This window comes from Sphingobium aromaticiconvertens, assembly GCF_037154075.1.
Lineage (GTDB): Bacteria > Pseudomonadota > Alphaproteobacteria > Sphingomonadales > Sphingomonadaceae > Sphingobium > Sphingobium aromaticiconvertens.
This window is the reverse complement of record NZ_JBANRJ010000001.1, coordinates 3,379,419-3,394,129: the sequence shown is the minus strand read 5'-3', so window position 1 is coordinate 3,394,129 and position 14,711 is coordinate 3,379,419. Positions and strand designations below refer to the sequence as shown.

The 14,711-nt window shown below is 66.1% G+C and carries 13 protein-coding genes; all 13 read right to left on the bottom strand.

The features are described 5' to 3' along the window. The 13 genes from trbK-alt to WFR25_RS16110 all read right to left on the bottom strand — a co-directional run bounded on the left by trbK-alt (window position 1) and on the right by WFR25_RS16110 (window position 14,711). The gene (gene trbK-alt / locus WFR25_RS16170; RefSeq protein WP_119036731.1) at window positions 1–393 is read right to left on the bottom strand and encodes a putative entry exclusion protein TrbK-alt; all 393 of its coding nucleotides are present in this window, start codon (window positions 391–393) and stop codon (window positions 1–3) included. A gap of 40 nt (window positions 394–433) precedes the next feature. Further along, window positions 434–1,153 (bottom strand): P-type conjugative transfer protein TrbJ, encoded by a 720-nt coding sequence (gene trbJ / locus WFR25_RS16165; RefSeq protein ID WP_119036730.1) that lies wholly within the window; start codon window positions 1,151–1,153, stop codon window positions 434–436. After that, the gene (trbE, locus tag WFR25_RS16160) at window positions 1,150–3,585 is read right to left on the bottom strand and encodes a conjugal transfer protein TrbE (protein WP_119036729.1); all 2,436 of its coding nucleotides are present in this window, start codon (window positions 3,583–3,585) and stop codon (window positions 1,150–1,152) included. The genes trbJ and trbE overlap by 4 nt, the downstream gene beginning before the upstream one ends. 11 nt (window positions 3,586–3,596) lie before the next feature. Then, the gene (locus tag WFR25_RS16155) at window positions 3,597–3,866 is read right to left on the bottom strand and encodes a VirB3 family type IV secretion system protein (RefSeq protein ID WP_119036728.1); all 270 of its coding nucleotides are present in this window, start codon (window positions 3,864–3,866) and stop codon (window positions 3,597–3,599) included. Then, window positions 3,866–4,177 carry a TrbC/VirB2 family type IV secretion system protein gene (locus tag WFR25_RS16150; RefSeq protein WP_119037252.1) on the bottom strand — a complete coding sequence of 104 codons (312 nt, stop codon included), beginning with the start codon at window positions 4,175–4,177 and terminating at the stop codon, window positions 3,866–3,868. The genes WFR25_RS16155 and WFR25_RS16150 overlap by 1 nt, the downstream gene beginning before the upstream one ends. Before the next feature lie 47 nt (window positions 4,178–4,224). Continuing rightward, entirely contained in the window at window positions 4,225–5,196 is a 972-nt protein-coding gene (gene trbB / locus WFR25_RS16145) for a P-type conjugative transfer ATPase TrbB (RefSeq protein WP_119036727.1), read from the bottom strand. A 188-nt stretch (window positions 5,197–5,384) separates the two neighbouring features. After that, a complete protein-coding gene (locus WFR25_RS16140; protein ID WP_119036726.1) occupies window positions 5,385–5,822 on the bottom strand; it encodes a CopG family transcriptional regulator in 438 nt (145 codons plus the stop codon). A gap of 15 nt (window positions 5,823–5,837) precedes the next feature. After that, window positions 5,838–7,856, bottom strand: a complete 2,019-nt coding sequence (locus WFR25_RS16135; protein ID WP_119036725.1) for a conjugal transfer protein TraG — start codon at window positions 7,854–7,856, stop codon at window positions 5,838–5,840. A 153-nt stretch (window positions 7,857–8,009) separates the two neighbouring features. Then, on the bottom strand, window positions 8,010–10,472 hold the full coding sequence (locus tag WFR25_RS16130) for a S8 family peptidase (RefSeq protein WP_119036724.1): 2,463 nt from the start codon (window positions 10,470–10,472) through the stop codon (window positions 8,010–8,012). A gap of 13 nt (window positions 10,473–10,485) precedes the next feature. Then, window positions 10,486–11,469, bottom strand: a complete 984-nt coding sequence (locus WFR25_RS16125; RefSeq protein ID WP_119036723.1) for an AAA family ATPase — start codon at window positions 11,467–11,469, stop codon at window positions 10,486–10,488. 168 nt (window positions 11,470–11,637) lie between these two features. After that, a complete protein-coding gene (locus WFR25_RS16120) occupies window positions 11,638–13,392 on the bottom strand; it encodes a relaxase/mobilization nuclease domain-containing protein (RefSeq protein WP_119036722.1) in 1,755 nt (584 codons plus the stop codon). 253 nt (window positions 13,393–13,645) lie between these two features. Next, entirely contained in the window at window positions 13,646–14,371 is a 726-nt protein-coding gene (locus WFR25_RS16115) for a lytic transglycosylase domain-containing protein (RefSeq protein WP_473829111.1), read from the bottom strand. Window positions 14,372–14,375: 4 nt separating this feature from the next. Beyond that, window positions 14,376–14,711, bottom strand: a complete 336-nt coding sequence (locus tag WFR25_RS16110) for a DUF736 domain-containing protein (RefSeq protein ID WP_119036720.1) — start codon at window positions 14,709–14,711, stop codon at window positions 14,376–14,378.

The window sequence follows — 14,711 nt, the reverse complement described above, 5'->3', positions numbered from 1 at the left end:
TCAGCGGCCCAACTCGGATGCAGACGTGGCCGCCTTGTCGGCGGCAATGGCGGGTATTTCGGTCAAGGGGTCCGTGACCGGCTCGCTGGAAGGCTCGGCATCAAGCCCGTTGTCCGGCGCACTCATGGCTGTTGCGGTATCGGTCTGTCGGTCGGCAGGGTCGCGGCCGAGGAAACGGCGGCGATGATCTTCCCACGCCGCCTCGCAACCGGCGTCGGGCATGGTCAGGGTGCGGCAGCGGTCCAGCTCGGCGCGCAGCGGATCGGCGCCGATCGCCTCGATCCGCGGCGGGGCCTTCTCCGCCGGCCGGTCATCGACGGCGATGACGATGGCGGTGGCCAGCAATATGCCCGCGGCCAGCGCCACGCCTGCGATCTTCGCGCTGCGGCTCATTCCCATTCTCCCTTTCCGGCCGATGCCTGGCCGCGTCCGATCAGTTGCCGCTGCGCGTCATGAAGCGGCGGAACTGCTCGCGCCCTTGCGCTTCGGTGGCGGCGTCGCGGGCGGATTCGAGCGACTGGGCACGTCCCTGCGCCGCGAGAAGCGCCGTGAGGTCCGCGATCTGCTGGGATTGCAGGGCGAGAAGCTGGTTGCCGGCCTGCGCCGCCTGCAACGCCCCGGATGCCGATTGACTGGCGCCGACGATGTTCGACATGGCGGTGCGCGTGCCGTCGATATTGCCGACCACGCCAGCCTGGACCTTCAACGCATCCTCGAACCCGGCGACGCTGGTTTCCCAGCGGTCCTGCGCGCCGTCGATCAGCGCCTGGTCGGACGCATTGAGGTCGATGTTGCGATAGCGGGTCGAGAACGCCTGTTCGATCTGTTGGACGTCATAGGCGATGCGCTGCGCCTGGCCGAGAAGCTGCTGGGTCTGGGCGACCTGCGCCTGTAGTTGCTGGAGCGAGGAGAATGGCAGGCTGGCGAGGTTTTTCGCCTCGTTGACCAGAGACGACGCCTCGTTCTGGAGGGACTGGATCTGGTTGTTGATCTGCTGGAGCGAGCGGGCGGCGGTCAGCACATTCTGGGCGTAGTTGGTGGGATCATAGACGATCCCGCCGAAGAACTGGGCGTTGGCAGGGGCCGATGCGCCGGCGATGGCGATCATGGCGACGCCGGCGATCATCGCATGGCGCAATTGGAAACGGGTCATGGCTCACTCTCCTGGTCTGCGGGGGAAAGAAGATCGGCGGCCCAGTCCAGGCCGCGGGTGCGCAGCCAGGCGGCGGCGAAGCCGTCGCGGCCATGTTCGGCGAGCAGTTCGGCGATGCGCGCCTGATCGGTCTTCGACGAGGCGGCGGTGAAGGCGAGCGCCACATCGCCCAGCCCCAGGTCGAACAGCCGGTTGCCGCGCCGCGACTGGCAGTAATAATCCCGCTTGGGGGTGGCGCGGCTGAGGATTTCGATCTGGCGGTCGTTCAGCCCGAAACGCCGGTAGATGCCGGTGATCTGCGGTTCGACCGCGCGTTCATTGGGCAGGAAGATGCGCGTAGGGCAGGATTCGACGATGGCCGGCGCGATCGTGCTGGTCTCGATATCGGCGAGGCTCTGGGTGGCGAAGATGACGCTGGCGTTCTTCTTCCTGAGCGTCTTCAGCCATTCCTTGAGCTGCTGGGCGAAGGCGGGCGAGTCCAACACCAACCAGCCTTCGTCGATGATGATCAGGGTCGGCGATCCGTCGAGCCGGCCTTCGATCCGGTGGAACAGATAAGAGAGCACGGCGGGCGCGGCGCCGGTGCCGGTCAGCCCTTCGGTCTCGAACGCCTGGACATCGGCGTCGCCCAGATGTTCGGATTCCGCATCGAGCAACTGGCCATAAGGCCCGCCGACACAGTATGGGCCGAGCGCCTGTTTCAACTGCTGCTGCTGGAGGAGGACGGCGAGGCCCGTCAGCGTGCGTTCGGAAACGGGCGCACTGGCGAGCGATCCGAGCGCCGACCAGAGATACTCTTTCACCTGGGGATCGACCGTCACACCCTCGGCGGTCAGGATGGCGGCAAGCCATTCTGACGCCCAGTTACGTTCGGCAGGGTCGTCGATGCGGGCAAGCGGTTGCAGGAACACACTGCCCGCCGCCCCATCGAACAAGCTTCCCCCGAGATCCTGCCAGTCGCCGCCCATCGCCAGCGACGCCACGCGGATCGAACCGCCAAAGTCGAAGGCGAACACCTGGCCGGATTGATAGCGGCGGAACTGCATGGCGATCAGGGCCAGCAGCACCGATTTTCCGGCGCCGGTCGGCCCGACGATCAGGGTGTGTCCGACGTCGCCGACATGGAGCGAAAACCGGAATGGCGTCGATCCTTCGGTCTTGGCGAAGAGCAGGGGCGGCGCGTCGAAATGCTCATCGTGCTCCGGCCCGGCCCAGACTGCCGACAGCGGGATCATATGCGCCAGGTTCAAGGTGCTGATCGGCGGCTGCCGGACATTGGCGTAAACATGGCCGGGCAAGCTGCCCATCCAGGCTTCAATCGCGTTGACGCCCTCGGCGATGCAGGTGAAATCCCGGCCCTGGATGACCTTCTCGACCAGCCGGAGCTTCTCGGCGGCAATGCCGGGATCGGTATCCCAGACGGTCACGGTGGCGGTGACATAGGCTTGTCCGACATCGTCAGCGCCCAGTTCCTGCAACGCCGCGTCCGCATCGGCGGCCTTGTTCGACGCATCGGAGTCCAGCAGCGTCGATGCCTCATTGGTCATCACCTCGCGCAGGATCGCGGCGACGCTCTTCCTCTTGGAGAACCATTGCCGCCTGATCTTCGTCAACAGCTTGGTGGCGTCGGTCTTGTCGAGCATCACCGCGCGCGTCGCCCAGCGATAGGGAAAGGCCAGCCGGTTCAGTTCGTCGAGCAGGCCCGGCCAGGTCATCGACGGAAAGCCGGTGATGGTCAGCGTGCGTAAATGATGATCGCCCAGGCGTGGTTCGAGACCGCCGGTCAGCGGTTCATCGGCCAGCAGCGCGTCGAGGTGCATCGGGGTCTCGGGCACACGGACGCGCTGACGGCGGGTCGAGATCGTCGAGTGCAGATAGGTCAGGGTTTCGTCCGACTGGAGCCAGCGAACCTCGGGTACGAACCCGTCGACCAGTTGCAGCACCCGGTCGGTGCGATCGGCGAAGCCGCCGACCAGCTCCCAGGGGTCGACGCCATTCTTGGCGCGGCCCTCGTAGAGCCAACTTTCCGCACGCGCGGCGTCTTCGGCGGGCGGCATCCACAGCAGGGTCAGGTAATAGCCGCTCTCATAGTGGCTGCCCTGTTCCTCGAACTGCGCGCGCCGTTCGCGATCGACGAGCGCGGAGGCGACGTCGGGAAAATCACTCTCGGGATAGCCGCCCGCCGGCACGCGCTGCGCCTCGACGAAGATCGCCCAGCCCGATCCGAGCCGGCGCAGGGCGTTGTTCAGCCGCGAGGTGACGGCGACCAGTTCGGCGGGCGTCGCCGAGTCCAGATCGGGACCGCGAAACTTCGCCGTCCGTTGGAAACTACCGTCCTTGTTCAGGACGATCCCTTCGGCGACCAGCGCGGCCCAGGGCAGGAAGTCGGCCAGATGGCTGGCGCGATTGCGATATTCGGTGAGGTTCATCATGGGGGCGAGCCTCAGACGCGCAGATAGGCGGGATAGCGGAGGTGGCGGCGGGCGACGTCGGGGAACTGCGCGTCGCGCTTGGCCGCCCACACCGCCGCCAGATGGCCGATCAGCCACAGCACGCCGCCGGCGATCCAGAGCTGGAGGCCGACGCCGATCGCGGCGGCCAATGTGCCGTTGGCGATAGCGACGGCGCGCGGGGCGCCGCCGAGCAGGATCGGCTCGGTCAGCGCCCGGTGCACCGGGGCGTAGAAGCCCGCGACTTCGCCATCCTCCAGCATCAGATCAGCGCCCCGCCGCCGAAGCTGAAGAACGACAGGAAGAAGCTCGACGCCGCGAAGGCGATCGACAGACCGAACACGATCTGGATCAGCTTGCGAAAGCCGCCGCCGGAATCGCCAAAGGCGAGCGTCAGGCCGGTGACGATGATCACAATCACGGCGATGATCTTCGCCACCGGCCCTTCGATCGATTCGAGGATGGACTGGAGAGGGGCTTCCCAGGGCATCGACGAACCGGAGGCGCGCGCCGGGGCCGACAGGGTCACAGCCACGACGCACGCCAATGCGCCAGCGGCGACCTGCTGGCGCATATGCGAGACGGCGGCGATCGGCCGCCGCAAGCTCGGGATAGGAACGATCATGAGGCTTCTCCTGCTGAGAATGCGACCGGAACGGCCGGCACGGAAACGGGCAAAGGGCATGGGAGCTGGGTGAGCGCGTAGTCGCCGCTCGGACCGAGGCCATCGACGCGAGCCAGTTCGGCCAGGCGGCGTTCCGATCCGCGTCCCGCCAGCACCGCCACCATGTCGATCGTCTCGCCAATCAGCGCACGCGGTACGGTCACGACCGCTTCTTGGATGAGCTGTTCCATGCGGCGCAGCGCGCCCAGCGCGGAGCCAGCGTGGATGGTGCCGACGCCGCCGGGATGGCCAGTGCCCCAGGCTTTGAGGAGATCGAGCGCCTCGGCACCGCGCACCTCGCCGATGGGGATGCGGTCGGGGCGCAGGCGCAGCGAGGACCGCACCAGATCCGAAAGCGAGGCGACGCCGTCTTTGGTCCTGAGCGCCACGAGATTGGGCGAGGCGCATTGCAGCTCGCGGGTGTCTTCGATCAGAACGACGCGATCCGAAGTCTTGGCGACTTCGGCCAGCAGCGCATTGGTGAGCGTGGTCTTGCCGGTCGAAGTACCGCCCGCCACCAGGATATTGCAGCGATCGACCACGCCCTTGCGCAGCACCGCCGCTTGGAGGCGGGACATAATCCCCGCTTCAGCATAATCGTCGAGGGTGAAGATCGCGACGGCGGGCTTGCGGATCGCAAAGGCGGGCGCAGCGACGACGGGTGGGATCAGTCCTTCGAACCGCTCGCCGGTCTCGGGCAGTTCGGCCGACACGCGCGGGCTGCGCGCATGGACGTCGACGCCGACATGATGCGCGACCAGACGGATGATGCGCTCGCCGTCGGCAGGAGACAGTCGCTCGCCCGTGTCGGCAAGGCCTTCACCGAGCCGGTCGACCCAGAGGCGCCCGTCGGGATTGAGCATGACTTCGACGATGGCCGGGTCGGCGAGCCAGGCGGCGATCGACGGGCCGAGCGCGGTGCGCAGCATACGCGCGCCGCGAGAATCCGCCTCCGATCCCACCTGTTGATGCTGCACGACTTGTCCCCTGCAAAGACCGCCGGGCGACGCGCGCAGCGATCGGGGACGAGTAAGAGAGACACAAAGCCGGCAATCGCAACACTAAAATCAAGGCGTCGTGCGATGGCGTGCAAATAGAAACGATCGGCGGGTTTGGCTTATTTGTCGAAATTCTCAGTAACGTGCTCTGGCGTAGCTTTCATATCTTCGGACAGTTCACGGGCCAGGCTCGCGCCGGTCTCCATGCGCCGGCCGAGCGACTCGACGAACCCGCGATAGCGTTCCCGGCCGCTGGCCTGGGCGGCGGCGAACGCGGTATCCGGCAAGGGCGGGGTCGTGGTCAGCCAGAAGCGGACGAACAGCGCCATCGCCTCGTTCGAGATCCCGACATGATGTTCGAGCCGGTCGGCCTGGCGCGACAGCCGATCAAGACGACGGCCAATCGCTGCCTCCAGCCGTTCGGACCCATCGGGCGAGAGGAACGACAGCAGCGCCGCCTCTACGATCTGGGTCTGGGCAACGCGCTTCCTCGCCGCATAATCGGCCAGCCGACCGGACAGATCGGCGGGCAGACGAAATGTGTGTTTGATGCGCATGGCGGTTCCTTCGTCTCAGAGCTGGATGCCGTCGCCGGGGTCGAGGCTGGCCTGCCGCGCGAGGCGCTGCATCCGGCGCTGGATCGCGGCGTCGTTGTCGGTCGCCTCCGTATCGTCGAACGCGAACTCCGGCGTGGGCGCGGGGCTTTCGCGCACCACTTCCTCATGATCGGGCAGGCCTGGCTCGCGCCGGATATTGGCGTTGGCGGTGTCGCTCTGGCTCGCGGCTGTAGGCTTGGCCGGTTTACCGGGGTTGCGGCTCGATCCGTCGGCGGATGCCGGGTCCGCGAGAACGGGGCGGGGCGGCGCTGCCAATGCCGTCCAATCGTCCGGGCGGGGTGCGGTCGTGGATCGCTGGGTTTTGGGCGCGGGCAACAGGCGTGCGGTGAAGCGCCGGTCGGTGAAGTAGCGCGCCTTCTTTGCGCGCACCGGCGGCAAGCCGGCGATCATGACGATTTCATCGTCGGGCGGAAGCTGCATGATCTCGCCCGGCGTCATGAGCTGGCGAGCGGTTTCCGAACGCGACACCATCAGATGGCCGAGCCAGGGCGAAAGCCGGTGCCCGGCATAGTTCTTCATCGCCCGCATCTCGGTGGCCGTTCCCAGCGCGTCGGACACCCGTTTGGCGGTGCGTTCGTCATTGGTCGCGAACGACACCCGCACATGGCAATTGTCGAGAATGGCGTTGTTCGGCCCGTAGGCCTTCTCGATCTGGTTGAGCGATTGGGCGATCAGGAACGCCTTCATTCCGTAGCCCGCCATGAACGCCAGCGCGCTCTCGAAGAAGTCGAGCCGTCCCAGCGCCGGAAACTCGTCGAGCATCAGTAGCATGCGGTGCCGCCCGTCCTTCGCCTTCAAGTCTTCGGTCAGCCTGCGGCCGATCTGGTTGAGGATCAGGCGGATCAGCGGCTTGGTTCGGCTGATGTCGCTGGGCGGCACCACCAGATAGAGCGAGACCGGATGGGCGCCGTCGACCAGATCGGCGATGCGCCAGTCGCATTGCCGGGTGACGGCCGCGACGACGGGATCGCGATAGAGGCCAAGGAAGGACATGGCGGTCGATAGCACGCCCGACCGTTCATTCTCCGATTTATTGAGCAGCTCGCGCGCGGCTGAGGCGACAACGGGATGGACGCCGGCCTCGCCAAGATGCGGGGTCAGCATCATCGCCTTCAGCGTCGTCTCCATCGGCCGCTTGGGGTCCGACAGGAAGTTGGCGACGCCGGCCAGCGTCTTGTCGGGTTCGGCGTAGAGGACGTGCAGGATCGTGCCGACCAACAGCGCGTGGCTGGTTTTTTCCCAATGGTTGCGTTTCTCAAGGCTGCCTTCGGGGTCGACCAGGACGTCGGCGACATTTTGGACGTCGCGCACTTCCCATTCGCCGCGCCGGACTTCGAGCAGCGGGTTGTAGGCGGCCGAAGCCGCATTGGTCGGATCGAACAGCAGCACCTTGCCGAACCGGGCGCGAAAGCCCGCGGTCAGGCCCCAGTTCTCGCCCTTGATGTCGTGAACGATGGCCGATCCCGGCCAGGTCAGCAGCGAGGGCACCACCAGGCCGACGCCCTTGCCGCTGCGGGTTGGCGCGAAGCAGAGCACATGTTCGGGACCGTCATGGCGCAGATATTCACGCGCGAACCGGCCCAGCACCACGCCGTCATCGCCGAGCAGGCCGGCGCCGCGGATTTCCTTGACGGTCGCCCAGCGCGCGGTGCCGAAGGTCTCGGCGTTGCGGATCTCTCTCGCGCGCCACACCGACATGCCGATGGCGACGATGATCGACAGGAAGCCGCCCGATACCGCGATATAGGCGCCGCGCTGGAAGATATCCGGCGCGTAGGCGTCGAAGGAGAACCACCACCAGAAGAAGGCGAGCGGTGGATAGATCGGCACGTCGAACGCCGTGAACCAGGGCGGGCCGAGCTGGGGTTGGTGCCCCAGCGCCACTGCGGTCCATTGGGTCGCGGACCAGACCGACGCCAGCACGATTGCGAACACCACGAGGATCTGGCCCCAGAGGATTTTGGTGGCGGACACGGCCCTTCCTTCCCGGCAAATGCCTTCAAGGTCGGGAGCCGGTGGCCGGTTCTACAAGGGGTCTCGGGCACGCGTCGCAGGAACGGCGGCTATGGCGTGCAAAGACAGGGAGTGGCGGAGCGGTCTGTAGTCAGTCCCGGCAGTCTGAAACAGCTAGGCTGCTGGGATCGGGACAGCAATCTGATTGGCGATGGCGGTATAGAGGTCGATGTTGGCCTCGGGTGCGCGGATCGACACGCACAGCGCATAGCGTGCTGATCGGTCCCACCGCTGGAGCGCGGGTTTCTCCTTCCACCAACCGCTCACCGGAAAGACGCCGATCGCGTCGCGTTCCGCCAGGGCCGCGGCGCTACCGCGCCAGATGTCGCTATGGATCGAGCCGCGGTCGCGGATCGTACCCAACACCCATGAGTCGCCGCCGGCTCCGCCCCCAACAGCGCCGGACTCTTCGTCCTGAGCGGCCTTGTTGATGCGCTGCCGGAACGCCTCCAAGCCTTCGAGCGATCGTTTCACCGCGAAGCGGAGATTGTGCGAAGCGTAGCGATGCCGCCGCGTCCAGCCGCGCTCACCGGGATTGGGCTCGACGAAGTAAGACAGGGTGATCCGCAGCTCGACGTCCAGATCGCCGAGCGCGGCCAGTTCGGCGCGCGGCCAGGGAAGCCGATGCAGGTTCATGTCGCGCGTCTTGATCGCCGAACCGTCCTTGCGGAACGGCAACAGGGCGTCCTCGACCATCAGCGTCGCGTCGTTCGCCGCGCTCATCAGCGCCCGGTCGAGATCGGGCACGCCCCAACCATAACGGCGCAGCATCGCCAATTTTTGGGCCTGCGAGCCGGCCGCGTCGAACCGCTGGCGCATCGCGGGCGTCCATTCGGCGGAATGCACGATCAGCGCGCGTACCGTCTCCGGCCAGAGCGTCGGCCGCGCGGTCATGACGCCAGCGGCGAGGTTTGCGCCGAGCGCAGCCGCGCCGCTGGTGTCGCCGAACGCCTCAAACAGGCGCATGTTCGGGCGATAGTGGGTGGTGAGGAGCTGAAGGTCGTCGATCGCCGAGGCCGGGTTGGCGCCGTCATGCGCGAAGTTGCCGCCCTCGAAGACGACATCCGGGCGGATCGGCCATTGCCGATCCCAGATGGCAGATGTCCGGCTCGCCGGTGAGAGGTCGCCGGCCGGAGCGACAGGCGTCCATCCGTCATAGTCGGGATGGGTAATGGTGATCTTGTCGGTGCTGGCTCCGACCACGAGCGGATTCCAGGCTTGCGCCGGGCTCTCTACCTCTTCGAGGTCGTTGCGGTCGGGATACTCGGCCGGATGGATATCGCCGCGCACGTTGCCCGCAGCAAGGACCATCAGCCGCCGTCTGTCACCGCCGCCATAGCAAAGCTGGTCCACCGACGAGGACCAGGATGATGGCCGTCCGCGGCCCAAGCCGACGTTGCTGGTGACGGCCATGCAGAATACCCGGCGGCGACGCGGGGCATGATCTTCTGCGCGGGCGATGCCGGTCGCGGTGATCGCGCCGTAAAGTCTAGGCTCGTTCTGTCCCGTCGGCGGCAGGATTTTCACCGTTTCGAGGCGATGGCCGAGCGCCACTGGCTCGCCGTGGGAAAGGGCAGTTTCAAGATCGCCATAGAGCGCGATGCCGGCCATCGACGTACCGTGGCCGTTCCAATAGACGCTGTCGCCGACACCCCAAGCGTTCTCGTAGCTATGTTGATCGGCCGCATCGAGCCCCGGTGCGATGAGGGGGTGGGCCTGCGTCGCTCCGCTGTCGAGAATGCAGACCGCCGGCGCCAAGGGCGACGGTTGCGTGATCCGGTCAACCAGATCGTTCGCCCAATCGGCCTGATCGACCGTGCGCATTTCTAGAAAAAGCGATGGCGTGTCCTTGGCCAGGCGCAGTTCGGCGACGGCATCGGAATTGCGGAGCAGCCGATCCATCGTCACTTCATCCGCGAGGGCGAGCGCGACATCGCGCTCTGGGAAACTGATGACGTGCTCCTTGATCGCGACTTCGAGCTTGGCGGCGACGGACTGGAAGATATCGAGGCCGCCATCCCGCAGCCAGACTTCCCACCAGACTGGGCGACCATCGGCGGGAAAATACTGAGCGTCATCGGTGAACAAGGAGCGGGCGACGGCGACCCGGATGTCGTCGATCCGCGCGATTAGGGCCTCGTTCTTGGGCTTGCCGGTCCGCGTCTGCTCGTCGCGATAGGCCTCGATCTTCTTGACGAAGAAATCGGCAGCGGTTTCGGGGACGAACACCGTAGCCGAGACCATTTCGTCGCCTTCGACCGTGGGCCGCACGGCGACAAGCTCGATGGCCTTGGGTTTGTTTTCCAGGGCTTCGACCGCGCCGCGCTCCGCGATCGGGATATCGAATTCCAGATAGAAGCCCGGCTTGCCTTCGGCGACGCCGTCTTCCCGTTCGGCGATACGCTGACGACCAGCGGCGAGCGCCGTTCCGATCGCGAGTTCAAGACGTGCAGCGTGTGCGGCGCGGACCCGCGCCGGGGGAAGGCCGCTAATCACCAGACGGGGTGACGTGTAAGCCTCGTTTTGGCCGCCGCCTTCGACATGGAAATGGGGGCGATCGCGGGGAGGTACAGCCATTGGGACTCTATGCTTAGAGGATCGCCGCGCGCCGCTCCGTCAGGGCGGTCAGCAGCGTTGCGGTCGTCACACCGTCATGGTCGTCCAGAACGGCGACCTTGGCCGCCTCGTCGGCCGCCCTGGCGACTTCGGCCTGGGAGAGATGCGCGGCAGAATCGAGCACGGAAGTCCATTCAATCGACTTGAGATCAAACGTCGCAAGCCGGGCTTCGATAATCCCCTGCACAACGGACGGATCAGGCAAGTCATAAGTGATGACATCGTCGAACCGGCGGTAGAGCGCCTTATCGAGCAGCTCGGGGTGGTTGGTGGCCGCGATGATCAGGCTCGGACCATCATCATTCTCCAGAAACTGGAGGAATGAATTGAGCACCCGGCGGATTTCGCCCACGTCGTTCGGCCCGGCGCGTTGGGCGCCGATCGCGTCGAACTCATCGAAGAAATAGACGCCGCGCTGCATCGCGACGGCGTCAAAGACGAGACGCAGCCGCGTGGCGGTCTCGCCCATGAGTTTGCCGATCAACCCGTCATAGAGGACGGTGAAAAGGGGCAGCTTCAACTCGCCCGCCAAGGCCGCCGCAGTCATGGTCTTGCCCGCGCCAGGCGGACCCACAAGCAACAGCTTGCGGCGGGGAGAGAGGCCACGCGCGCGCAGCCGCTCCTGCTGGCGCTGCTCGCGCAGCACGCGGGCCAGTCGATCCTGTAACTCGGGCTTAAGCACCATACTGGACAGGCGGATGTCGGAATAGCGGGCTTCGAGAAGGCCGACGAGCTCGCCCTTCGGCTGCGCCATCGGCACCGGGCCGGCCCCGCGCCGGGCCACCGTCGAGCTTTTGCCCTTGGCGGCGTCGACCAGTTCGCGCAGCTCCTGGGCAAGCTTCCCATGACCCTGCCTCGCCTCATGCGCGGCAAGCTGCGTTGCCACGGAGAGGAAGCGATCTTCGTCTCCATCTATATGGCTTTGCAGCAGTGCAACGATGTGGCGCGCGGTCGTCATAGGTCAGTTCAATATCCCAGCCTCAGGTTCGGAGAACTTTTCGAGAATCTAGCGTCGGCGATTCGCCGTGTAACGCGAATTCGTACAATGGGTCGTTACCAACCCCATTGGCATTCACCAACACTGCATTTTGACCGCATCGCCATGCAAGGGTCTGATCGTCGGCAATCAAAGCCCCAACCCACGCTGTTTCCCAAAACTCCAGTCCACCCCGCCGCTCGGCGTCATCGTTCCGGAGATGTGTTTGCCCAGCTGCGGATCGAGCGCCGGCCGCCACGGCACGAGCTGGAAGCCGAGCCCATCATCCATCATCGCAAACCGGCCCGACGCCAGCGTGAGGCGCTGGCGGTAGATGCCGGTCACATGATCGCCGGGAACCGACGGCCTGTGTGGAAGGCCGGTCTCGGCGGCGATCCGGGCGGTGGCGCCGTCCAGTTCGCGCTGCTTCAGCGTGTCGATCAGATTACGAGCGAAGATGAAGCGCTGGCCCTGGCGCCGCGCCAATCCTTCATCAACGAGATGATCGGCGCGGGCAGCGAGTGCGGTCGCCACCGATGCACCAAACCCGCCGCCCAGCGGGGGCGGATCGCGCGCGATCAAATGGCGGTCGAGCCAGGTCGCGCCCTCGGCCGTGACCTGCCGATCCAGCGGGAGGTCGGAGCGGGTGGCGAGCGAATGCCGTTGCTGGCCCTTGTTGTCCGCCCAGGACCGCAGTTCGACGATCGCACCGGGCCGCGCGTCCCCCGTCATATCGATATCGCTGTACCGCAGATGATGGGTGCGCCCGTCCACGCCTTCGACGACGGCGTAGGCCGTGCCCGCCAGTTCGTCATGCAGGCCGCGTTCGACCAGGCGGCCCAGCACGGGATCAGCGACCTGTTCGTCATGGATGGCGAAGGACGCGATATCGGGCGCGCCGACGCCGCGCGACATTGCCGTGTGCATGGTCTTGATGATGTCGCCACGGATCGACAGTGCCCGCAAGGTTTCTTCGCCGCCGGGCTTCAGCGTCCATGACGCGGGGCCGATAGGATCGGCGAGACCGAGCCGTTCGAGCTTCTGCACCCGGCCAACCAGCAGGCGTCGTTCTTCCGGATCGTGCAAACCGCTTTCGGGACGAAGATCGACGATGCCGCCATGATGGTCGGCGATGCCGCGCAAGGTCCGATCCAGGCCGGTCCATCGTTCCGCATCCACGTCCTTGCGCAACGCCGCCTGGATCTCACGCTCGCTGCGCGGGCCGAGTTCGAGCGTGACGCGATCCTCGGCTCGCCCCCGGAATCCCTCGCGCACATAGTTGCGGCTGATGACAAGATCACCGCCGTCATCGGCGCGGCCGCGCACCAGCACATGGATATGCGGATTGTCGGTGTTCCAGTGATCGACGGCCACCCAGTCGAGCGATGTGCCGAGATCGCGCTGGGCGTCGGTCATCAGTTCGCGGGTGAAGGCGCGCAGGTCCTGCATTTCGCCGGCGTCCTCGGGCGAGACGATGAACCGGAAATGGTGCCGGTCGTCTTCGCAGCGCGCGGCGAAGGCTTCGCCATCGACCCGGTCAGTGCCGGCATCAAACATCTGGGCAGGCGCGCCATCGCAGGTGACGCCCTCGCGCTCCAGATAAGCCACATGCCGGGCGATCGGCGCGGCCCGGAACTTCGTCCCGGCGTGACGCACGACGCGCATCTTGACGATGACGCGGCGCATGTCGGGCCGTCGGGCGCGACTGGACCCTGCGGCATTGCCGCGACCGAAGCGCGATCCTCCGCCGCCTTTCCGGGCCGATCCAAAGCCGCGTCCGGTGTGTCCGGCCTTCTTGGCGGCGCGCATCACCTGACCGACGAACGACTTGGCCTGCTTGCCTTGGCTGGCGCCGTCGCCTGGCCGTCCTGGGCGGACCCTGAAATCGTCGTCGCGGGCGCTCATCGGACGCGGATTCCGGGTCGAATGGCGGCTGCCATACGCGCGCGGATTGATTTTAGGTCGTTTTCTGAAAGCGCGGCTGGCAGGCTCATTTTGGGAGCCGACAAGAAAAGCACGCAGAACCAACCACATGGACCCCGGTAGACGGCGGTCCTTTTATCTGGCCATGCCTCCCTGCTTCTCCCCAAATTCCAACGGCTTCCGACCGCCTGTATCCGTTTGCACCCTATGATGCGACAGGGCACGCCAGCCCGCGTCATGACGGTTCCCGTCCGGAAAGAGGGATGAACAAGCGGTCGGGATGCTCTTCGGGCGCAACAGCCTGTGCGGCCGTTTCGTCATCCGGCGGCGTCTCGGTTGTGGCTCGCGGTGCGCCATGGGTATCCGCCGCGCGCATGGCGAATAGCGGCGCGCGCGTCCACTCCAGTGGATCGGAGGGTGCGATATTTGCGCGCCCAGGCTGCGATCCGCCGACCATCGGGGCGAGCATCGCGAGGTAGGCGCGGGTCTCTCGGGGGAGCGGTCGGCCGGTTGCGAGATGCTGTTCATAGCGCCCCGGTCCCGCATTATAGGCGGCGAGAAATCCGGGCGAGCCGAAGCGGTCATGTAGCTCGCGAAGGTAGGCCGTGCCCGCGATGATGTTGTCGCGGACATAATAGGGGTCGTCGCCGAGACCATGCCGGGCGCGCAGATAGGTCCAGGTGTCGGGCATGATCTGCATCAGGCCCATCGCGCCGGCACGGGAGACGGCGCGCACGTCGCCCGCACTTTCGGCGCGCATCACCGCCCATATCCACGCCTGCGGAATGCCGAAACGCCGTGACGCCTCGGCGACATGGCGGGCGACAGGATCGACGGATTCTGAAGTGCTGGTTTGCGCAGCGGCGGGATCGGGAAAGACCATCGCCGGCGCGCTCGCTATGATGGCGAGCCACGCCAGCGACAGCGCCCGGCCGCGCATGGAACGGCGACGCGGGCGCAACCGATCAGCTCCGGTCTTCGCGCGGTCGAGGGCGGTTCCACGACAGATTGAATGTCGTGCCGTCGTTATCGGCGCGGAACAGATTGGCGCGCAAAGGCGGGCCTGCGAAGATCGCACTGTCGATCTCGATCGACACATAGTCGCCGGCCTTCTCGCCGACTCGCTTCCATCCCGCGCCGATCTCCGGGCCGGCTTCTTCGTCGAGATGGACACGGTAGTCTGGGGCGTTCTCGGCGTCGTTCGGTTCGGCGGGAACGATGATAACGGCTTCGTCGATACCGAACATCCGAATGCGGCCCGAATAGCCGTTCGCGGTGGGTTTGAAGGTGCCTGCGTACAT